This window comes from Curtobacterium sp. Csp2 (assembly GCF_013347165.1).
This window is the reverse complement of record NZ_CP054593.1, coordinates 3,773,375-3,793,718: the sequence shown is the minus strand read 5'-3', so window position 1 is coordinate 3,793,718 and position 20,344 is coordinate 3,773,375. Positions and strand designations below refer to the sequence as shown.

The 20,344-nt window shown below is 72.9% G+C and carries 20 protein-coding genes, 3 tRNA genes and 1 pseudogene; 19 read left to right on the top strand and 5 right to left on the bottom strand.

The window, feature by feature from the left end:
* Nucleotides 1–127: 127 nt before the first annotated feature.
* The 3 genes from HUN59_RS18430 to HUN59_RS18420 form a co-directional block, all read right to left on the bottom strand.
* A tRNA-Phe gene (locus HUN59_RS18430) sits at nucleotides 128–200 on the bottom strand.
* A 1-nt stretch (nucleotide 201) separates the two neighbouring features.
* A tRNA-Asp gene (locus tag HUN59_RS18425) sits at nucleotides 202–278 on the bottom strand.
* Between the two features lie 57 nt (nucleotides 279–335).
* A tRNA-Glu gene (locus tag HUN59_RS18420) sits at nucleotides 336–408 on the bottom strand.
* A gap of 256 nt (nucleotides 409–664) precedes the next feature.
* Here HUN59_RS18420 and HUN59_RS18415 point away from each other — a divergent pair.
* Together HUN59_RS18415 and HUN59_RS19890 are read left to right on the top strand one after the other, a co-directional pair.
* Nucleotides 665–1,969, top strand: coding sequence for a M23 family metallopeptidase (locus HUN59_RS18415; RefSeq protein ID WP_058741622.1), 1,305 nt, complete (start codon nucleotides 665–667; stop codon nucleotides 1,967–1,969).
* 28 nt (nucleotides 1,970–1,997) lie between these two features.
* Nucleotides 1,998–3,437 (top strand): C40 family peptidase, encoded by a 1,440-nt coding sequence (locus tag HUN59_RS19890; protein ID WP_174779205.1) that lies wholly within the window; start codon nucleotides 1,998–2,000, stop codon nucleotides 3,435–3,437.
* Between the two features lie 89 nt (nucleotides 3,438–3,526).
* Here HUN59_RS19890 and HUN59_RS18405 read toward each other — a convergent pair whose 3' ends face one another.
* Nucleotides 3,527–4,018, bottom strand: a complete 492-nt coding sequence (locus HUN59_RS18405) for an inorganic diphosphatase (RefSeq protein WP_058742464.1) — start codon at nucleotides 4,016–4,018, stop codon at nucleotides 3,527–3,529.
* A gap of 64 nt (nucleotides 4,019–4,082) precedes the next feature.
* Between HUN59_RS18405 and tilS the strand changes: the two genes are divergently transcribed.
* The 17 genes and pseudogenes from tilS to HUN59_RS19885 form a co-directional block, all read left to right on the top strand.
* Complete coding sequence (tilS, locus tag HUN59_RS18400; RefSeq protein WP_174779204.1) at nucleotides 4,083–5,105, top strand: tRNA lysidine(34) synthetase TilS; 1,023 nt, start codon at nucleotides 4,083–4,085, stop codon at nucleotides 5,103–5,105.
* Nucleotides 5,106–5,121: 16 nt separating this feature from the next.
* Nucleotides 5,122–5,673 carry a hypoxanthine phosphoribosyltransferase gene (gene hpt, locus HUN59_RS18395; RefSeq protein WP_058742466.1) on the top strand — a complete coding sequence of 184 codons (552 nt, stop codon included), beginning with the start codon at nucleotides 5,122–5,124 and terminating at the stop codon, nucleotides 5,671–5,673.
* A 147-nt stretch (nucleotides 5,674–5,820) separates the two neighbouring features.
* Nucleotides 5,821–7,809, top strand: a complete 1,989-nt coding sequence (gene ftsH, locus HUN59_RS18390) for an ATP-dependent zinc metalloprotease FtsH (RefSeq protein WP_058742467.1) — start codon at nucleotides 5,821–5,823, stop codon at nucleotides 7,807–7,809.
* Nucleotides 7,810–7,815: 6 nt separating this feature from the next.
* A complete protein-coding gene (gene folP / locus HUN59_RS18385) occupies nucleotides 7,816–8,817 on the top strand; it encodes a dihydropteroate synthase (RefSeq protein WP_254629942.1) in 1,002 nt (333 codons plus the stop codon).
* Nucleotides 8,814–9,203: a dihydroneopterin aldolase gene (gene folB / locus HUN59_RS18380; RefSeq protein ID WP_141859758.1), complete on the top strand. Its 390-nt coding sequence runs from the start codon at nucleotides 8,814–8,816 to the stop codon at nucleotides 9,201–9,203. Before folP ends, folB begins: the two co-directional genes overlap by 4 nt.
* Nucleotides 9,200–9,775 (top strand): 2-amino-4-hydroxy-6-hydroxymethyldihydropteridine diphosphokinase, encoded by a 576-nt coding sequence (folK, locus tag HUN59_RS18375; protein ID WP_174779203.1) that lies wholly within the window; start codon nucleotides 9,200–9,202, stop codon nucleotides 9,773–9,775. The genes folB and folK overlap by 4 nt, the downstream gene beginning before the upstream one ends.
* The gene (locus HUN59_RS18370; RefSeq protein ID WP_144805168.1) at nucleotides 9,772–10,260 is read left to right on the top strand and encodes a DUF3180 domain-containing protein; all 489 of its coding nucleotides are present in this window, start codon (nucleotides 9,772–9,774) and stop codon (nucleotides 10,258–10,260) included. Before folK ends, HUN59_RS18370 begins: the two co-directional genes overlap by 4 nt.
* A gap of 22 nt (nucleotides 10,261–10,282) precedes the next feature.
* The gene (locus HUN59_RS18365) at nucleotides 10,283–10,804 is read left to right on the top strand and encodes a PH domain-containing protein (RefSeq protein WP_058742270.1); all 522 of its coding nucleotides are present in this window, start codon (nucleotides 10,283–10,285) and stop codon (nucleotides 10,802–10,804) included.
* A gap of 8 nt (nucleotides 10,805–10,812) precedes the next feature.
* Nucleotides 10,813–12,543: a PH domain-containing protein gene (locus tag HUN59_RS18360; RefSeq protein ID WP_174779202.1), complete on the top strand. Its 1,731-nt coding sequence runs from the start codon at nucleotides 10,813–10,815 to the stop codon at nucleotides 12,541–12,543.
* Entirely contained in the window at nucleotides 12,540–13,232 is a 693-nt protein-coding gene (locus tag HUN59_RS18355) for a Rossmann-like and DUF2520 domain-containing protein (protein ID WP_241490200.1), read from the top strand. Before HUN59_RS18360 ends, HUN59_RS18355 begins: the two co-directional genes overlap by 4 nt.
* Before the next feature lie 196 nt (nucleotides 13,233–13,428).
* Nucleotides 13,429–14,622, top strand: a complete 1,194-nt coding sequence (locus HUN59_RS18350; protein ID WP_174779201.1) for a PVV-CTERM domain-containing choice-of-anchor G protein — start codon at nucleotides 13,429–13,431, stop codon at nucleotides 14,620–14,622.
* The gene (locus HUN59_RS18345) at nucleotides 14,622–14,807 is read left to right on the top strand and encodes a hypothetical protein (RefSeq protein WP_058742264.1); all 186 of its coding nucleotides are present in this window, start codon (nucleotides 14,622–14,624) and stop codon (nucleotides 14,805–14,807) included. Before HUN59_RS18350 ends, HUN59_RS18345 begins: the two co-directional genes overlap by 1 nt.
* A gap of 267 nt (nucleotides 14,808–15,074) precedes the next feature.
* On the top strand, nucleotides 15,075–16,433 hold the full coding sequence (locus HUN59_RS18340; protein ID WP_058742263.1) for a glycosyltransferase family 2 protein: 1,359 nt from the start codon (nucleotides 15,075–15,077) through the stop codon (nucleotides 16,431–16,433).
* A gap of 1 nt (nucleotide 16,434) precedes the next feature.
* Nucleotides 16,435–17,148, top strand: a complete 714-nt coding sequence (gene xrtS / locus HUN59_RS18335; protein ID WP_174779200.1) for an exosortase S — start codon at nucleotides 16,435–16,437, stop codon at nucleotides 17,146–17,148.
* Nucleotides 17,148–17,996, top strand: a complete 849-nt coding sequence (locus HUN59_RS18330) for a septum formation family protein (RefSeq protein WP_174779199.1) — start codon at nucleotides 17,148–17,150, stop codon at nucleotides 17,994–17,996. The genes xrtS and HUN59_RS18330 overlap by 1 nt, the downstream gene beginning before the upstream one ends.
* Nucleotides 17,989–19,746 (top strand): glycan biosynthesis hexose transferase WsfD, encoded by a 1,758-nt coding sequence (gene wsfD / locus HUN59_RS18325; protein WP_174779198.1) that lies wholly within the window; start codon nucleotides 17,989–17,991, stop codon nucleotides 19,744–19,746. Before HUN59_RS18330 ends, wsfD begins: the two co-directional genes overlap by 8 nt.
* A gap of 11 nt (nucleotides 19,747–19,757) precedes the next feature.
* A pseudogene (locus HUN59_RS19885) lies at nucleotides 19,758–20,105 on the top strand (UDP-N-acetylglucosamine 2-epimerase); the annotation flags it as partial.
* Here HUN59_RS19885 and HUN59_RS18320 read toward each other — a convergent pair.
* Nucleotides 20,069–20,299 (bottom strand): UDP-N-acetylglucosamine 2-epimerase, encoded by a 231-nt coding sequence (locus HUN59_RS18320; protein ID WP_254630084.1) that lies wholly within the window; start codon nucleotides 20,297–20,299, stop codon nucleotides 20,069–20,071. The pseudogene HUN59_RS19885 and the gene HUN59_RS18320 sit on opposite strands and share 37 nt — an antisense overlap.
* Nucleotides 20,300–20,344 lie beyond the last annotated feature (45 nt).

The window sequence follows — 20,344 nt, the reverse complement described above, 5'->3', positions numbered from 1 at the left end:
ACCGCGGAACTGCGCGGCGCGGCGTGCTTCCGGTTGTGCGGCGGCACGCCGAGCTGCGAGGCCGAGCCTCGAGCACACCCCCGGGAACGCAAAAGAGCCCCTCACTCTCGTGAGGGGCTCTTCACCGTGGCTGGACACGGCATCGATCCGTGGACCTTTCGATTTTCAGTCGAACGCTCTACCAACTGAGCTATCCAGCCGTGGCGACCCTGACGGGACTTGAACCCGCGACCTCCGCCGTGACAGGGCGGCACGCTAACCAACTGCGCTACAGGGCCATGTGTATTTGTGTGTACTCCTCGGTGTTGCTCGGTCGCTTGCTCACTCACGTGGAGTGACCCCAACGGGATTCGAACCCGTGCTGCCGCCGTGAAAGGGCGGTGTCCTAGGCCACTAAACGATAGGGCCGCAAGCTGCGCCGTGCGCTACCGATGGACAAGCATACGGATGCCCCGGGCGATGCACAAATCGAGCGCCCCGGAACGTGCATCCCCGGCGTGTCGCGCTGCGGAGACGGGTTCGATCGGTGGGGGAGTGCGAGCATCGTCGACGGCCAGGCACCCTCGCACGGGGGTGTCCCTGCTGCGACCCCTGTTGTTACTGTTGCGTCTGTTGACAGTGTTACGTGCGTGAGCCATGCCGCGCTGTTACGAAATCGAGACTCATGACGACTGCACCCCTGTTCTCCCGTCTGCCCCGCCGCCGCGTCCTCGCCGCCGCGGTCGCCGTCGCGCTCGCAGCCGGCGCGCTCGGTGCCCTGGCGCCCGCGACCTCGGCGTCCGCGACGAGCTACCCCAGCTGGGACGACGTGCAGGCCGCGAAGGCATCGCAGGCCGCCCAGCAGGCGAAGGTCACCGAGATCAAGGCACTCCTCGCCGACCTCACCACGAAGGCGTCGGCCGCCCAGAAGGCGGCCGAGGCCGCCGGCACCGCCTACCAGACGGCGCAGACGAAGTTCGACGAGGCGACGCTCACCCACCAGACGCTGCAGTCCCAGGCGGACGAGGCCGAGCGCACCGCGAAGCAGTCCGAGGCGCAGGCCGGGCAGCTCGCCGCCCAGCTCGGTCGGGCGAGCGGCGACGACGTGACGACGGACATCTTCACGCACCCGTCCTCGTCGAGCGACCTGCTCTACGAGCTCGGCGCGATGTCGAAGCTCACCGAGCAGGCCGACGGCATCTACGCCCAGGCGACCCAGGACCGCGGCGTCGCCCAGGGCCTGGCGGACAAGGCGCAGTCGGCGAAGCAGGCCCTCGGCGCCCTGGCCGAGGCAGCGCAGGCGAAGGCGAAGCAGGCGCAGCAGGCCTCGGACGACGCACAGACCGCGGTCGACGCCCAGAACGACAACAAGACGCGGCTCGAGGCGCAGCTGACGCTCCTGACGACGAACGAGCAGAACGTCGAGGCGGACTACCAGAAGGGCGTCGCGGCCGAGAAGGCCCGGCTCGCGGCGATCGCGGCCGAGCAGGCCCGACAGGCGGCAGCCGCGCAGGCCGCGGCGAACCAGGGCGGCGGCTCGGGCAACGGGTCCGGCGGCTCCGGTGGCGGTGCCCCGACCTCGTCCGGCTGGGTCCGTCCCGCCGGCGGTTACCAGACCAGCCCGTTCGGCTGGCGCGTCGACCCATACACGCACGCCCACGCCCTGCACGCCGGGGTCGACCTGGCACCCGGCTGCTACTCGCCGATCTACGCCGCACACGACGGCACGGTGACGTTCGCGGCCAACGGCGGCGGCTACGGCAACGAGGTCGTGCTCGACAACGGCGGCGGGATCTCCACCGCGTACGGGCACATCGTCGACGGCGGCATCCTGGTGTCCGTCGGGCAGCACGTCTCCGCCGGCCAGCAGATCGCGAAGATCGGCTCCACCGGTTGGTCGACCGGGTGCCACCTGCACTTCGAGACCCGGGTGAACGGCTCCGCCGTCGACCCCGTCCCCTTCATGGCCGCGCGGGGGATCTCGGTATGAACGAGCGCGCCGTCGAGAGGCACTGACCATGAAGTCCGCCACCCGCACCGGCTGCACCGCGATGGTCGCAGCACTCGGCATCGGTCTGTCGATCGTCGTGGTCGGTCCCGCGCACGCGGCGCCCTCCACGCCGAGCTGGGACGACGTCCGAGCGGCGAAGGCGGACGCGGCCGACGCGCAGCAGACCGTCGACGAGCTGTCGAGTCGGCTGCAGTCGCTGCAGGACACGGCGGACGCGGCACAGGTGGTCGAGATGCAGGCCGGGCAGGCGTACGCGGTGGCGGCGTCCGAGCAGCAGCAGGCGAAGGACACCCTCGACGACCTGACGGCGCAGTCGAAGCGCGCGGCGCAGCGGGCGAAGGAGTCCGCCGGGCAGGTCGCCGGGCTGATGGTCGAGCTGTCGCGCACGGGTGGCGGCAACATCTCGACCTCGATGCTCGTCGACTCGTCGGACTCGAAGGACCTGCTCTACCGCGTCGGCACCATGTCGCAGCTGTCCGAGCGCTCGGCGACGGCGCTCGCGCAGGCCCAGGCGGACCAGAACACGGTCGACGCCCTCGCCGCGCAGCAGTCCTCGGCGACGACCGCGCTCGCGAAGGCGACGGCCGCGTCCGAGCGGGCCCTCGACGCGGCGAACTCCGCCGCCAGCTCCGCCCAGACCCGCGTGCAGCAGGAGCAGTCGAAGCAGGCCGAGGTGCTCGCCCAGCTCGCGTTCCTCAAGGGCACGAGCGTCGACGTCGAGACGGCGTACTGGAACGCGCAGCAGGCGCAGCGCTCCGAGACGCAGCTCGCGGCGGAGACCACCGGTGGCCGGTCGAGCGGCTCGAACACGTCGAACAGCCCGTCGACGAACACCCCGTCCGGCGGCACGAGCCCCAGCGCCAACCAGCCCAGCAGCAACCAGCCCAGCGCGAACCAGCCGAGCAGCAACCAGCCCAGCTCGAACCAGCCGAGCACGAGCCGGCCGAGCAACCCGGCGCCCGCTCCGGCACCGGCACCGGCACCCAAGCCCGCTCCCGCGCCGAAGCCCGCCCCGGCTCCCGCTCCCGCGCCGACCCCGGTGCAGAGCAGCCCGTCCAAGGCCGCCGGCGCCATCGCCTACGCCCGCGCGCAGATCGGCGACGCCTACGTCTTCGGCGGTGCCGGCCCGAACGTCTGGGACTGCTCCGGTCTCGTGATGATGGCCTACGGCTCCCAGGGCGTCGCGACCGGCGGCCACAACGTCGTCTGGCAGTACAACCACTTCCAGTCGATCGGCCGGCTCGTCCCGCTGTCGCAGCGGCAGCCCGGCGACATCCTGTTCTACTCGAGCAACGGTTCCGTGAGCGGCGCCTACCACGACTCGATCTACACCGGCGGCGGGATGATGGTCGAGGCGGCGAACCCGCAGCGCGGCGTGCTCGAGCGGGCGATCTGGACCCCGAGCCAGCTCCTGCCGTACGTCGCCCGCCCGACCGGCTCGCTCTGACCCCGAGCGCAGACCCCGGCGACCCCGCGACGAACGACGACGCCCGCCCTCCTGATCGGAGGGCGGGCGTCGTCGTCGGTGTCAGGCGGTCAGTGACCGGCGGGCACGTACGCGGCCTGGCCGGCCTGCACGATCGCCTCGGCCTCGGCGGCGTCGCCCCAGCCCTCGGCCTTGACCCACTTGTTCGGCTCGAGGTCCTTGTAGCGCTCGAAGAAGTGCGCGATCTCGGCCTTGGTCTGCTCCGGGACGTCCGCGATGTCCTGGACGTGGGCCCAGCGCGGGTCCTTCGCCGGGACGACCAGCACCTTCGCGTCGTTGCCGGCCTCGTCGCTCATCTTGAAGACGCCGACGGGGCGGACCTTGACGCCCACGCCCGGGAAGGTCGGGTACTCGAGCAGGAGGAGCGCGTCCACCGGGTCGCCGTCGTCGGCCAGGGTCTTCTCGAAGAAGCCGTAGTCGGTCGGGTAGACGAACGACGTGAAGAGCACGCGGTCGAGGTACACGCGACCGGTCTCGTGGTCGACCTCGTACTTGTTGCGGCTGCCCTTGGGGATCTCGACGACGACGTCGTACGCGGCCATGTCTGCACTCCTGGTTTGTCGATCGGGCTGTCGGTGGTTCCGAAAGCGCGGCTAACGTTACCGGGTGAACGCTCCGCGCCCCCGGCTCGACCCCGCCGTCGCCGAGACCCGTCGCCCCGTCCGCGGCCTGCTCGCGCAGGCCCGGCAGGACGGGATCGTGCACGACGGTGACCTCGTGACCGTCGCGCTGAGCGGTGGTGCGGACTCCCTCGCCCTCGCCGCCGCGACCGCGTTCGAGGCGCCGAAGCAGGCCCTGCGGGCCGGCGCCGTGGTGGTCGACCACGCGCTCCAGGCGGGCAGCGAGGCGGTGGCGACCCGTGCCTCCCGGCAGGCGTCGTCGCTGGGACTCGAGCCGGTGACCGTCCGTCGGGTCGCGGTCGGGTCCGACGGTGGTCCGGAGGCGGCCGCACGGGAGGCGCGCCACGCGGCCGTCGCGCTCGTCGCGACCGCCACCGGGTCGCCCCTGGTGCTGTTCGGGCACACGCTCGACGACCAGGCCGAGACGGTGCTGCTCGGCCTGCTGCGCGGCAGCGGGCCGGACGCGCTGTCCGGCATGGCCCCGCTGGTGCGGCGGGCGGACGGACCGGCCTACGGCCGGCCGCTCCTCGCGGTGCGGCGGCACACCACCCGCCAGGCCTGCGTCGCCGCCGGACTGGCCCCGTGGGACGACCCGCAGAACGACGACCCCGCGTTCACCCGGGTGCGGGTGCGGAACACACTCCTGCCGGCCCTCGAGCGGGAGCTCGGCGCGGGGGTGCCCGAGGCGCTCGCCCGAACGGCCGACCAGCTCCGCGAGGACGCGGCAGCGCTCGACCACTTCGCCGAGGAGCTCGCGGAGGACCTCGCCGAGCACGCCGAGGCGGGCATCTCGCTGTCGGTGTCGGGGCTCCTCGCGAACCCGCCCGCGCTCCGGCAGCGACTCGTCCGGCTGGCGGTCGAGGGGGAGTTCGGCGTCACGCTGTCGCGCACCCAGACGCTCGAGGTCTGCCGGCTCGTCACCGACTGGCGTGGACAGGGACCGATCGACCTGCCCGGGGTGCAGGCCGCTCGGGAGGGCGACCGGCTGGCGTTCAGCGCCGCGCCGTGACGGTTACCCTGGACCGGTGGAACTCTCCGACGTCCAGGCAGACCTGTCCGAAGTGCTCTTCACCCCCGAGCAGATCGACGCGAAGCTCGCCGACCTCGCCGCGGCGGTCGACCGCGACTACGCGGGCAAGGACCCGCTGCTCGTCGGCGTGCTGAAGGGCGCCGTCATGGTGATGGCCGACTTCTCCCGGCACCTCAAGATGCAGGCGCGCATGGACTGGATGGCGGTGTCGTCGTACGGCTCCGGCACGAAGTCGTCCGGTGTGGTGCGGATCCTCAAGGACCTCGACACCGACCTGCACGGCCGCGACGTCATCATCGTCGAGGACATCATCGACTCCGGCCTGACGCTCTCGTGGCTCAAGCAGAACCTGGAGTCCCGCGGGGCCGCGAGCGTCGAGATCGTCGCACTGCTGCGCAAGCCCGAAGCCGCCAAGGTCGAGGTCGACGTGAAGTACGCCGGCTTCGAGATCCCGGACGCCTTCGTGGTCGGGTACGGCCTGGACTTCGACGAGCGCTACCGCAACCTGCGCGGCATCGGCGTGCTCGCGCCGCACGTCTACTCCTGACGGTCCGGTCGGCCTGCTCGGCCGACTCGTCGAGCGTGTGGAGTTCGCCCGCAGAGGACACCCATCCCCGCCACAGAGTCGCGGCCGTATGCTGACGACCACGCAACTCCGGCAGAGAAAGGTGTCGGGCCTCCGTGCCCGGATCACATGGACTTCAAGCGCATCCTCCGCGGGCCGTACATCTACGTGCTGATCGCGATCGTGGGGATCTGGATCGGCTGGGCCGTGATCAGCCAGTCCGGCACCCAGCAGATCGACACCCAGAAGGGTCTCGAGCAGCTCTCGGACGGCAAGGTCTCCTCCGTGGTGGTGAACTCCACCGAGCAGCGCGTGGACCTCACCCTCAAGGACGGCAACGCGAAGGAGCAGTTCTACTACTCCACGCCGCGTGGCGAAGAGGTCATCCAGGCCGTCAACGACGCCAACCTCCCCAAGGGCTACAACGACACCGTGCAGCAGGGGAACTGGTTCCTCTCGCTCCTCGGCATCATCCTGCCCTTCCTCATCATCGGTGCCCTGTTCTGGTTCCTGCTCTCGAGCGCCCAGGGCGGCGGCTCGAAGGTCATGCAGTTCGGCAAGTCCCGCGCGAAGATGAACAACAAGGAGAACCCGCAGGTCTCCTTCGCGGACGTCGCCGGCTCGGACGAGGCGATCGAGGAGCTCCACGAGATCAAGGAGTTCCTGCAGGAGCCGGCCAAGTTCCAGGCGGTCGGCGCGAAGATCCCGAAGGGCGTGCTGCTGTACGGCCCTCCCGGGACCGGCAAGACGCTGCTCGCCCGCGCCGTCGCGGGTGAGGCCGGTGTGCCGTTCTACTCGATCTCCGGTTCGGACTTCGTCGAGATGTTCGTCGGTGTCGGTGCCAGCCGCGTCCGTGACCTGTTCGACCAGGCGAAGCAGAACGCCCCGGCGATCGTCTTCATCGACGAGATCGACGCCGTCGGTCGCCACCGCGGCGCCGGCATCGGTGGCGGCAACGACGAGCGCGAGCAGACGCTCAACCAGCTGCTCGTCGAGATGGACGGCTTCGACGGCAAGACGAACGTCATCCTCATCGCCGCGACGAACCGTCCCGACGTGCTCGACCCCGCGCTCCTGCGCCCCGGCCGCTTCGACCGCCAGATCGGTGTCGACGCGCCCTCGCTCGCTGGTCGCAAGCAGATCCTCGAGGTGCACGCGAAGGGCAAGCCGCTCGCCGCGAGCGTCGACCTGGAGCTCCTCGCCCGCAAGACGCCCGGGTTCACCGGCGCCGACCTGGCGAACGTCCTCAACGAGGCCGCGCTCCTGACCGCCCGCTCGAACGCGCAGCTCATCGACAACCGTGCGCTGGACGAGGCCGTCGACCGCGTGATGGCCGGCCCGCAGCGCCGCACCCGGATCATGTCCGACCAGGAGAAGCTCATCACCGCCTACCACGAGGGCGGGCACGCCCTGGCGGCTGCGGCGATGCGGCACACCGACCCGGTCACGAAGATCACGATCCTGCCGCGTGGCCGTGCCCTCGGCTACACGATGGTGCTCCCGCTCGAGGACAAGTACTCCGTGACGCGCAACGAGCTGCTCGACCAGCTGACCTACGCCATGGGTGGCCGCGTGGCGGAGGAGATCGTCTTCCACGACCCGACGACCGGCGCCTCGAACGACATCGAGAAGGCCACGTCGACCGCGCGCAAGATGGTCACCGAGTACGGCATGAGCCGTGCGGTCGGGTCGGTCAAGCTCGGCTCCGGGTCGAGCGAGCCGTTCGTCGGTCGCGACATGGGCGGCAACGGCGGTCGCGACTACTCGGAGAACATCGCCGAGACCGTCGACGCCGAGACCCGCGCCCTGCTCGAGGCCGCGCACGACGAGGCCTACCAGGTGCTCAACGCGAACCGCGACATCCTCGACCGCCTGGCCGGCGAGCTCCTCGACAAGGAGACGCTGGACGCGCCGGAGCTCGTCGAGATCTTCAAGGACGTCCGCAAGCTGCCCGAGCGCCCGCAGTGGCTCTCGAGCGACAAGCGGCCGGTCTCGAACCTGCCGGCGATCGAGTTCCCGGGCAAGGCCGCCTCGACCGCGGCGGAGCAGGGCGACACCGAGTCGCCGTCGAAGCCCCGCCGTCGGCCGTTCGGCAACCCCGGTATCGCCCCCGCCTAGGCCGGCATGACCGACCTGCCGACGAGGCGCGCGCGCCGGCTCGCCGAGGCGAGCTCGGCACGCGACGTCGAGCTCGCCGCCCGCGCCGCAGCCGCCGAGCCCCCGACGGTCGCGATCGACCTCCGGGCGCCGGCACCGGTGCCCGAGATCGTCACCGCGTCGACCCGCGCCGACCGGACCGCGGCCGGACGGACCGTCGCCGACGGCACGCGCGTGATGGGCATCCTCAACGTCACGCCCGACTCGTTCAGCGACGGCGGGCTGCACCAGGCGTACGACGCGGCCGCGGCGCACGCCCGGCGGCTCGTCGCGGACGGCGCCGACCTGGTCGACGTCGGCGGGGAGTCCACCCGACCCGGCGCCGAACGGGTCCCCGTGGACGTCGAGCAGCAGCGCGTGCTGCCCGTCGTCCGCCAGCTCGTGTCCGAGGGCATCGCGGTGAGCGTCGACACGATGAACGCCGCGACCGCCGAGCTCGCGGTCGAGGCCGGCGCCGTGATCGTCAACGACGTCTCGGGCGGGCTCGCCGACGAGGACATGGTGCGGGTCGTCCGGGACACCGGCGTCGGCTTCGTCGTGATGCACTGGCGCGGGCACAGCGACCGCATGTACCGCAACGCCGAGTACGTGCACGCCGTCGACGAGGTCCGCCGCGAGGTCGAGCTGCGCGTCGCCGAGCTCATCGTGCTCGGGGTCCGGCAGGAGCAGGTCGTGATCGACCCCGGCCTCGGCTTCGCCAAGCAGGGCGTCCAGAACTGGGAGATCCTGGCCGGCTACGAACGCTTCGCCTCGATCGGGTTGCCGGTGCTCGTCGCCGCCTCCCGCAAGCGGTTCCTCGACGGGGTCGGCAGCGCTGCCGGCGCCCCACCGCGGGACCGCGACCTCGCCACCGCCGCGATCAGCCTCCTCGCCGCCGAACGCGGCGCCTGGGGGGTCCGCGTGCACGACCCGGCACCGACGCGTGCCGTGCTCGACGTCTGGGATGCCTGGAGGGCAGCACGTACATGAGGGACACCATCCGACTGACCGGGGTCCGCGCCCGGGGCCACCACGGCGTCTTCGACCACGAGCGCCAGGACGGCCAGGACTTCGTCGTCGACGTCGCGGTCGAGGTCGACGCGAGCACGGCCTCCGGCAGCGACGACCTCGCCGACACTGTGCACTACGGCGTGCTCGCCGAGCAGGTCGTCGCCGAGATCGAACGCGACCCGGTGGACCTCATCGAGACGGTCGCCGAGCGCATCGCCGCCGCGGTCCTGACGCACCGCGCGGCCCTGGCGACCGAGGTCACCGTGCACAAGCCGCAGGCGCCGATCACGGTGCCGTTCAGCGACGTGTCGATCACGATCCGGCGGACCCGCGGCGGTGCCGTCCCGTCCGAGGAAGAAGAGTGAGCCGGGCGGTCATCGCCCTCGGCGCGAACCTCGGCGACCGCGGGAGCACCCTGCGTGCAGCCGCCCGGGCCATCGCCGACCTGCCCGGCGTCCGCCCGGTCGCGTCGAGCCGCGAGGTCGAGTCGGTCGCGCTGACCCTGGACGGCCTCGACACGACGAAGCCGCGGTACCGGAACGGCGTCGTCGTGGTCGACACGGACCTCGGCCCGCAGGAACTCCTCGACGCGCTGCACGGGATCGAGGACGCGCACGGCCGCACCCGCGAGGTGCGCTGGGGCGACCGGACGCTCGACCTCGACGTCGTGGCGATCGACGACCTCGTGCTCGACACGACCACCCTGACGGTGCCGCACCCGCGCGCCGGGGAACGGGCGTTCGTGCTCGCGCCGTGGCTCGACGCCGACCCGGACGCCGTGCTGCCGGGTGCCGGCCCGGTGGCCGACCTGCTCGCGGCGGTCGGGGACGACACCGAGCGTGTCGACGAGCCGCGCCTGTTCGACGAGCCCACCCGCGCCTCCCGTCCGGCCCGCGCCTCCCGGTCGGAGCCGGTCGCACCGGAGCCGACCGCGTGAAGCCGACCCGCGCCTCCACCCTCGTCAGCGTCGCGCTCGTGGCGGCCGTCGCCGGCTTCGCGCTCGACGCGGTGCTGGCCTCGCGCCAGGCGCCCACGCTGTTCCTGTCCACCCCGCTCGGTGCGACCCTCGCCCTGATCGGCGTCGCCGTCGTGCTGATGGCCCGCCCGGTGCGGCGGCACGCGCGCGACGGGGCGTCCCGGCAGCGCGCCGTCGACCCGCTCTACGCGACGCGCGTCGTGGTCCTCGCGAAGGCGTCGAGCATCGCGGGCGCGCTCTTCGGCGGCTTCGGCGCGGGGCTCCTGGTGTACGTCCTGACCCGTTCCGCGCTGCCGCCGCTAGGCTCGGTCCTGCCGAACGCCGTGGCGGTCGGGGGCGGTGCCGTGCTCGTGGTGTGCGCGATCGTCGCCGAGCGCATGTGCATCGCGCCACCCCCGGGTGACGACGACGACGACCTCCCCAGAGGCGGCACGACGGCGAACTGACCGACGACCGCAGGAGGCCGTGATGCCGCTGGAACGACTCGACGAGCCGGGCCTCGGCCTGACCGGGACCACGTGGACGCGGGTGTCGCCGAAGCTCGTCTGGACCGAGCTCGTCAGCACGGTGCTCGTCGGGCTCGTGCTCACCGCCGGCTGCGTGCTGTTCGCGGTGCTGAACGACGGCTTCGGCCAGACCGCCGGCACCGTGTGGAGCCTCATCGCGATCGTCGTGGCCGTGGTCGCACTCGTGACCGCGGTCCTCACGCCCCGTCGGGTCCGTGCGATCGGGTACGCCCTGCGCGACGACGACCTGGTGCTCCGCCGCGGCCTGATGTGGCAGCGCTTCACCGCGGTGCCGTACGGCCGGATGCAGCTCGTCGACGTGAACCGCGGCCCGCTCGACCGCGTGCTCGGCCTGAGCGAGCTGAAGTTCGTGACGGCGGCCGCCTCGACGAACGTCCGCATCCCGGGCATCCCCGCTGCCGACGCCGACGCGCTGCGCGACCGGCTCGTCGAGCTCGCCGAGACCCGTCGCGCCGGGCTGTAGGGGGCACCGTGACCTTCCGACCCGGACCACCGCCACCGGCACCGCCCACGAAGGGCGACGCCGCCGCCGCAGCGCCCCTGACCGACGGCGAGTGGCACCGCCTGCACCCGCTGACACCGCTCCTCAAGGGCGGCATCGTGCTCATCGTCGTGCTCGGGTACGTGCTGAACAACCTCCGCGACCAGCTGCTCGAGTTCGTCATCCCCGGCGCAGGTCCCCAGGACGACGGCGACCCGGTCCGCTACGTGTGGGAGCACGGCGCCGTCGGGTGGGTGCTGCTCGGGATCGTGGTGCTGCTGATCGTGCTGATCGGGCTCTTCTACCTGTCGTGGCGGATGCACGAGTTCCGCGTCACGGGCGAGATCGTCGAGGTGCGGTCGGGCGTGCTCTTCCGCACGAACCGCCGGGCCCGGCTCGACCGGATCCAGGGCATCAACATCTCGCGGCCGATCATCCCGCGGATCGTCGGCACGGCGAAGCTCGAGATCGCCCAGGCCGGCAACGACGCGAACGTGCAGCTCGCGTACCTCGGGGCCCGGGCGGCCGACGACCTCCGCTCCCGCATCCTCGTGCTCGCATCCGGCGCGAAGGACGACGACCCGGCGGTGGAGCGCCCCTCGTACGGCCCGCTGCAGGACCGCGTCGAGGAGCTGTTCTCGCCCGAGCTCGACCCGGGCGCCGTGCACGCCACCCGCGTCGTGAAGGTGCACCCCGGTCGACTGATCGCCTCGATGCTGCTGTCCGGCACGACGGTGTTCATCCTGCTGGCGGTCGCCGCGATGATCGTCAGCGTCGCGCTCACCGGCGAGTACGGGATCCTGTTCGGCCTGTTCCCCGCCGTCATCGGTGCGGGCGGGTACTACGTCCGGAAGTTCTCCCGGTCGCTGCAGTACACGATCGCGGACACCCGCGACGGCATCCGGATCGGCTTCGGGCTCGTCTCCACGTCGAACGAGACGCTCCCGCCGGGACGCATCCACGCCGTCAGCGTGGCGCAACCCCTGCTGTGGCGGCCGTTCGGGTGGTGGGACGTGCGCATCAACCGGGCGACGAACGCCGGGAACGGTGCGTCGAACAACCAGCAGGCGTCGTCGATCGTGCTGCCGGTGGGCCGGGCCGAGGACGTCCGCCAGGTCCTCGACATCATCCTGCCCGGGCTCGTCGGCACGGCAGTGGCCGGACCGTCGGCGTCCCGCGCGGCACTCCGCGAGGGCGCGTCCGAGGCCGTGGACGTCGTCGACGAGAGCCTCACGACGACCGGCGACCGCGGCGGCTTCGTGCATTCGCCCCGACGGGGCGCGTGGCTCCGCCCGCTGTCCTTCCGCCGCAACGGCTACCGGTTCGTGCCGGGCGCGGTGCTGCTCCGGCTCGGTGCGGTGTGGCGGTCGCTCGTGATCGTGCCGCTGCCCCGCGTGCAGAGCGTCAAGGTCGAGCAGGGGCCCCTCGAGCGCTGGCTGCGACTCGCCTCGGCACACGTGCACACCGTGCACGGGCCGGTCTCGGCGCGCGTCGGTGCGCTCGACGCGCGCGACGCGCAGCGCCTGTGGTCGGAGACCGCGCACCGCGCGGTCGAGGCGGCGGCGGCGGACACCTCACACCGCTGGCGCGAACGGGAGGCACGGCGCGGCCCCGCCACGTCGGGCACCAGCGCGACCACCCCGTCCGGCGACACGGTCCCGTCGACCCGCACCGCGCCTCCCGGCTGGGGCGACGTCCCGACACCGGGAGCCGCACGGTGAGGGCGGGACGACTCGGGGTCGGCGTCGTCGGCGCGGGGAAGGTGGGACCGGTCCTCGGCGCAGCGCTCGCGAACGCGGAGCACGCGGTGGTCGGGGTGACGGCCGTGTCGGACGCGGGACGCGACCGCGCCGAGGCGATGCTCCCGGGTGCCCCCGTGCTGGCCACCCCGGACCTGGTCGAGCGGAGCGAACTCGTCCTGCTCGCGGTCCCCGACGACCAGCTGGCGGAACTCGTGCGAGGACTCGCCGACGCCGGGATCTGGCAGCCCGGGCAGCTCGTCGTGCACACCAGCCCGGACCACGGCGTCGGTGTGCTCGCACCGGCGCTCGCGGCCGGCGCGATCCCGCTCGCGATCCACCCGGCGATGGCGTTCACGGGCACGAGCGTCGACCTGACGCGCCTCCGCGACGCGTACTGCGCCGTCACCGCGCCGGCGCCCGTGCTCCCGATCGCGCAGGCCCTGGTCGTCGAGATGGGGGCGGAGCCCTTCGTCGTCGCGGAGCAGGACCGGCCCGCGTACGCCGACGCCGTGCGTGCGGCGGTGTCGTTCTCGACAGCGATCGTCGACCAGTCCGCCGGCACGCTGTCCGGGATCGGCGTCGAGCGGCCGGGCCGGGTACTCGGTGCGTTGGTGCGGTCAGCGGTCGACAACGCGCTCGCGGCGGCCGACGGACAGGCCGCGCTGTAGCGGACCCGACCGTCGACCCCCGAAGAGGGGCACGGACCGGGGGTCGTGCTCTCCCTGTGCATCCTGCTAGCGTCGAGATCGGCTCAGCTCCGTCTCACCAGCGGAAGCGGGTCGGGACCCGTCCTCACCAGGCGGATCCGCACGGCTCGCTCTCACCAGGCGGGTCCTCACCCAGAGATCAGATGGAGTTTCCCCTATGCCGCGGCACACCCTTGCCGCGACCTCCGCAGGGGTCGCCTCGGCGACCGCTCTCGGAGTCGCGCTCACCCTCCTCATCCCCACCGCGGCGCAGGCAGCGCCCGTGGTCTCCCAGGCGAACGGCCGGCTCGTGTCGACCACGCTGCTCACCACCGGCACCCTCGACTCGATCGCGTCGCTCCGCGGTGCATCGGCCGTCAACGCGGACGGTTCGGCGGACGTCGTCGCGAACACCCCGCTCGACGCCACGACCCTGCAGTCCGTGGGGCTGCAGAGCGGTGGCGTGAACCTGTTCGGCAACAACGGCATCATCCAGCTCGGCGCGGTCGGGCAGTACGCGGTGGCGAACGCGGACGGGTCGTCGTCGGCGTTCTCCGGCGCGGTGAGCCAGGCGCCGAGCCTGCTCGGTGCCGGTGTGACGGTCACGCCGTCCACGCTCGGCGCGCCGGCGGCGAACAGCAACGCGCAGATCCGGGTCGGCTCGGCCACCGCGCCGGTCAGTCTCGACGCCCGCATCGGTGCGCTCGCGGCGTCGGCCAGGCAGGACGTCAGCGGCGCCCAGACCGGGCAGTACAACCTGTCGACCCTGGACCTGACGGTCGGCGGGACGGTGCTCTCGCCGGTCCTGGCCACGCTCCGCTCGACGGTCCAGCCGCTCTTCGCCCTGGGCGGGACGAACCCGATCAGTGCGGACGGCACCGTCCAGGTGACGCTCGCCGACATCCTCGCCGCGGCGGGGGTGAGCGACCTCAACCAGCTGCCGGCCGGGACCAACCTGCTGCAGTACGTGCCGGCCGCCGTGGTCAACAAGCTGACGAGCACGGTCAACGCGATCCCGCTCATCGGGACGCTCCCGGCGATCCCGGGGCTCCTCGCCGGTCTCACGAACACCGTGCAGCCCGCTCTCGGCACCGCGATCGACGGCATCGCGCAGCTCAACGTCAACGTCAAGACGAACGGCGCCGACGGTGCCTTCACGGAGACGGCGCTCCGCGTCGAACTGCTGAACGCCGGTGCACTCACCACGGTCGACATCGCCTCGGCGACGGTCGGTCCGAACGCCGGTCGCGCGGCCGTCCCGATCGTGAACCCCGCCTCGGCCGGGATCGCGGGCGGTGTCGGTCTGCTCGTCGCCGCGGCGTTCGCCCTCACGGTGGTCCGTCGTCGTCAGGCCCTCGCGGTCGCTCGCTGATGTACACCGGCAGCGGCAGCGGGATCGTCGGACCCGCGGTGCTGACCGGCGGCGCGGTCGTCGCCGGGTCGCAGACCACCTTCGGCCCGTTCCTCCTGCTGGCGGTGGGCATCGCGATCGTGGCCTTCATCGGCATCCGGACGCTCTACCGACGACGCCAGCAGCGTTCCGGCCCGCTCGGGTAGCGCACCGGATCCACCGCCGCACCGCTCGGGGTGCGGCACCGTGTCGGGACGGTGTCGCACCCCACGGGGAACCGTCGCACGATCGCGTGCCCTGCGGTCCCCGCCGGTGGTCGCCCTCCCTCGGGCGACCACCGGCCTCCCGCCGACGGGCTCAGGTCCCGTCCGGCACCTGCGGTCGACCCCTCACCACGGTCGGCCCCTCCCGTGGCACCGCGTCGACAGCACGACGCGGTGCCACGGGCCTCGAACCCCCTGGAGCCGTCCACCGTGACCGCAACCGAGTCCGCGCAGATCCTCGCCTTCGTCCTGCTCGTGGTCTTCCTGGCCTACGTCCTCGCCATCCTCGTGCCGTTCCTCCGGCGCCGTCCCGACCGCGAGGGCGACGCCGACGCGTTCACGTGGCACGCGTTCGTGCCCTGCCGCGACGAGGAGGTCGTGATCGGCGCGACCATCGAACGGATGCGCTCCCGGTTCCCGGCGATGCACGTCTGGGTCATCGACGACGACAGCGACGACCGGTCCGCGACGATCATCGCCGAGCGGGCGGCGGTCGATCCGCACGTGCACCTCGTGCAGCGCCGCCGTCCGGCCGCGCGCACCGGCAAGGGCGACGCGTTGAACGCCGCCTACGCCCAGCTCGACGCGTGGCTGCCGGCCGGGACGGACCGTTCCGCGGTCGTCGTCGTGGTCGTCGACGCGGACGGGATCCTCGCCGAGAACGCCCTCCGGCAGGCCGCCGGCCGCCACGCGTTCGGCAACCCCGCGACCGGCGCGTGCCAGGCCGCGGTGTGGATGTCGAACCGCGACGACCGCGACCCCGCCGGCGCGGCCCCCGGTCGGCTCGGCCGCTGGTGGTCCCGGTACCTGATCCGGATGCAGGACATCGAGTTCCGCACCACCATCGCGGCCATGCAGTGCCTGCGCGGCCGGACGCTCTCCGTCGGGCTCGGCGGCAACGGGCAGTTCACCCGGCTCAGCGCCCTCGACGCCATCGCCCAGGGGGAGCGGACGCCGTGGCACGGATCGCTGCTCGAGGACTACGAGCTCGGCGTGCACGTGATGCTCGCCGGGTTCCGGAACGTGTACCTGCACGACACCCACGTCGAGCAGGAGGCGCTCCCCGGCACCCGGCGCCTGCTCACGCAGCGCACGCGGTGGTGCCAGGGCGGCATGCAGTGCGCGCGGTACCTCCTGCGGATCTTCACCTCGCCGCACGTGACCAACGCCGGGGCGCTCGAGGCGAGCTACTTCCTGGTCCAGCCGTACCTACAGATGGCCGGTGTCCTGCTCTGGCCGACCGTGTTCGTCGCGATGGTCGCGCAGGGATCGGTCTCCGAGGGCTCGTTCTGGGCCTGGTTCGCCGAGGCCTGGTGGCTCCTGCCGCTCGTCGTCATCACCGGCATCGCGCCGTTCGCGCTGTGGCCGCTCATCTACCGCCGGCACATCGGGGAGCGGACGGGGCTCGGCACCACGCTCGGGTGGGCGCTCGGCTACTGGATCTACATGTACCAGAGCTACGTCTGCGTGCCGCGGGCCTTCACCCGCATCCTGACCTCCCGCAACGGCTGGGCGAAGACCCGTCGCAACGCGGAGACCGACCACCTGTTCGTCGCCAAGGAGGCCTGACGTGTCGCACGCCGTGACCGCCCCCGTCGTCCCGTCCGCCGGCCCCCGCCGCGCCGTCGGACTGCTGCTCCTCGCGCTCGCCGCGGCGCTCCTCGTCGTCCAGCCGACCTTCCGCACGGTCGAGGCCGAGGTCACGGCCTGGGTGATCGGACAGTTCACGGACGGACGGTCGAACGCGGCCGTCGACGTCATCTACTTCGGCATCGGCACGCAGGACGTGCACGGCATCCAGATCACGCCGATGTGCTCGACCGTGGTGCTGCTCGTGCCGCTGCTCGCGCTGGGCGGCGTGCTCATGCTGCTCGGCTCGGTGCCGTTCCGTCGAGCGGCCATCGCGCTCCTCGGGGCGCTGGCGATCGCCGTGGCCTGCAACGTCATCCGGTACGTCGGGTCGTCGGTGGCGCTGCAGCGCTGGGGCACGGCGGGCTTCGACGTCGTGCACGAGTACGTCGGGTCGCTGTTCGTGATCTTCGGCTTCGCCGGGGCGGTGCTGCTGCAGGTCGTCGTGTCGGTCCGGGGTCGGCGCCGGGGGACCGCGCCGGACCGGACGCGCGGTCCCGGGGTTCGTCGTGCTGCCGGCGGGGCACGGCGTGCCGACGGTGGGCGCCGTCGCGCGGGCACGGAACACGCGGCGGGCGCGAGCGCTGGCGTGGGCGCTGGCGCCAGCGTGGGCGCCGGCGTCGGGGTGCGTCGCGCCGGACGGCGGCGGGCCTGATGCGCCGGGTGCTCGGAGTGTCGGCGTCCCGCACGCTCGGACGCGTCGTCGGGGCGGCCGCCGCCGTCCTGGTCATCGGCGCCACCGCCGGGTGCGGGGTGCTCGACCGTCAGCCGCCGGCCGCCTCGACCCCGGCGCCGGTCGGCACGTGCTTCGACCTCCGCTACCTCGCCGAGGTCACCGCGGTCAGCCTGGGTGCCCCTGCGGTCGACTGCGACGACGAGCACACGCTGCAGGTGTCCGCGACCACCGAGCTGACCGGGTCCCCGGCCGACCAGCGGGAGCGTCCGACGCAGCAGGTCCTGCAGCGGCTGACGAGCCGGCTGTGCGGGTACGAGCAGGCGCGGGCGTTCGTCGGGGCCGCGGAACGCGACGGGGTCGTCCCGCTCGCCACCTGGGCGTACTGGCCGACCGCCGCCGAGTGGGCGGACGGCGACCGCGCGGTCACGTGCGCCGTCGGGCTCGTCGGCACCGGTGGCGGACCGCGCACCGTGACCCGCTCGCTCGAGGGCGTGCTCCCCACCCGCTCGTCCGCCGACGTCCGGCAGTGCTACCGGCAGCAGGCGCGTCCGGACGGCACGTGGGAGCCGACCGGGACGGCCGTGTCCTGCTCGGCACCGCACAGCAGCCAGGACGTGAACGCCTGGCTCGACGTCACGACCGGGGACCCGACGCAGCAGGACGTCGAGCGGATGTGCTCCCCCTTCGTCGGGGACTACCCGACCACGTTCGTCACCGGCGTGGCCGTGCAGCAGACCAACGGGACCCACTCACTGCACTGCGCCGTCGGAGGAGACAGTCGTGCCGGACTCACCACGGGAGCGTTCCTCCCGACCAGCCGTGGTTGACACGGCCCCCGCCCCGGTCGCCACCCCGTCGGCGCCGACGACCCGCGGTTCCCGGCGGGCCGCGAGCGCCTGGCTGCTGCTCGTCTGGCGGTGGATCGCCCCGGGTGGGCCGGCCGAGGACCCGCGGGGCCGCTGGGCCACGGCCGTCGTCGCGGGGTGCCTCGCCGTCGCGGTGCTGCTCCTGCACCTGTTCGTCCCGACCGTCGTCGGGATGGGGGACCAGGGGGACGGTCAGCGGCTGATGTGCGCGTTCGGGGTCGCGAACACCGCCCCGTACGACTACGCCGCGAGCACGCAGTACGTCTTCACGCAGTGGGTACCGCACCGCTGGGCGGGCGAGGCGTGCGGTGCAGGCGGGTCCGGCGAACCCTACGTGTCGTCCCAGATGCTGCTCGTGTGGCCGGCCGTCGTGCTGACGCCGCTGTTCGGCTGGGGCGCCGGCATCGACACCCGCGCCGTCGGCATCGTCTGCGTGCTCGTGTTCGGGGTGCTCGTCGCGCTCTTCGTGGCGTTCCTGCCCGGACGTGCGCTCTTCCGGCTGATCGCCGCGGCCCTCGTCGTCGCGGTCGTCGGCGACGGCGTCTTCGCGCGGTTCTTCGTGTCCCCGTACTCCGAGGCCGCGTGCTTCCTCGGGGTCCTGGCCATGGTCGTCTGCCTGCTGGCGATGTGGCGGCGGGGCGACCCGACGTGGCTGGGCATGCTGCTCTTCTCGCTCGCGACGGTGTTCACGATCACCGCGAAGACCCAGATGGTCGCCCTCCTGCCCGCCGCGGCCCTCGCGCTGCTCTGGCGTCCGCTGCGGGCGCGCCGGGAGCGGAGCAACCCGGTCGCGCAGGCGCGCCGCCGGCGGGGCCGCCCGGACCCGCGCGCCGGGCGCCCGCGTCCCCGCGTCCGCGTCGTCCCCCGTCTCCTCGGGGCTTCGCTCGTGGTCGCCCTCGCCGGGGTCGCCGTCGGGTACGCGGCGATCCAGCCGCGGCACTTCACACTGCTCAACACCTACAACGCGGTCTTCGTCGAGATGCTCCCGCACAGCCCGGACCCCGAGGGCGACCTCCGCTGGTTCGGCCTGCCCGCCGACTGGGCGTCGAGCAGCGGCACGACGGTGGCGTCGGAGAACGCGGCCGTCCACCGGCCGGACTTCCCGCGGTTCACCGAGGAGGTCTCCCAGGGCCGGATCGCCCTGTTCTACGCGACGCACCCGGCGCGACTGGTCGGGATGGCCGACCGCGGGCTCGAGGCGATGACGCAGCCGGTGCTCGGTTACGTCGGTGCGTACCCGCCGGACGTCGGTGCCGAGCCGTGGCAGCAGGAGCACCGCTTCCCCGTCGTCGTGGTCGTGTCGGCGCTCCTCGGGACCGTGCCGTCCGCGATCGTCCTGCTGCAGATCGTCGCCCTCGCGCTCGGCCTCGGACTCGCGTTCCGGCGGCGGCAGCTCGGCGACCGTGCCGCGGCCTTCGGGGCGACGGTCGTCGTGACCGCGGTCGCGACCTGGGCGCAGTTCTGGGCCGTGATGCTCTCGGAGGGGGCGTCGGAGATCTACAAGCACCTGCTCGTCACCGACCTGCTGAACATGCTCCTCCTCGTCAGCATCCCGCTGTCCGCCGCGCTCCTCGCCCGGCGGATCGCCACCCCGCGCAGTGGTTCCGCCCGCGGCGCACGGCGTCGGACCGGCCCGGTCCGGCGCACCACCCACCAGGAGCCCCGGCACGTCTCGTCGCTCCGACCGAGCGGACCGGGAGGTCACCGGTGAACCCGCACGTCATGGTCGTCTTCGGGACGCGTCCGGAGGCCATCAAGGTCGCCCCCGTCGTGCGACGACTCCGCGCCGACCGCTCGATCGACACGACGGTCGTCGACACCGGCCAGCACGCCGGACTCCTCGAGCCCGTGTACGCGACCTTCGACTTCGACCCGGACGAGCGGCTCGACGTCGCGGTGCCCGGGCAGGACCTCACCGCCCTCGCCACCCGGACGATGACGGCGGTCGGCGCGGTCATCGCCCGACGTCGCCCGGACCTGGTGCTCGTGCACGGGGACACCTCGGCCGCCGCGGTGACGGCGCTCGCCGCCCACTACGCGCACGTCGAGGTCGCGCACCTCGAGGCCGGGCTGCGGTCGGCGGCACGCTGCGTCGGGGCGAAGTGGACCGAGGCGAGTTGCCCGATGACCCGGCGGTTCGCCTCCTCCGGCCACGGCGACCACAGGTCAGCCGACCGCAGCCCGGCCTCGAGGTGCGCGACCTCGACGTGCGCGTAGTGGGCGGCGAGCGCCGTCACCGCGGCGGCCGAGGTGTCCCCGTGCACGAGCACCAGGTCCGGGCGACGTCGGGCGATGACCGCGCCGACCGC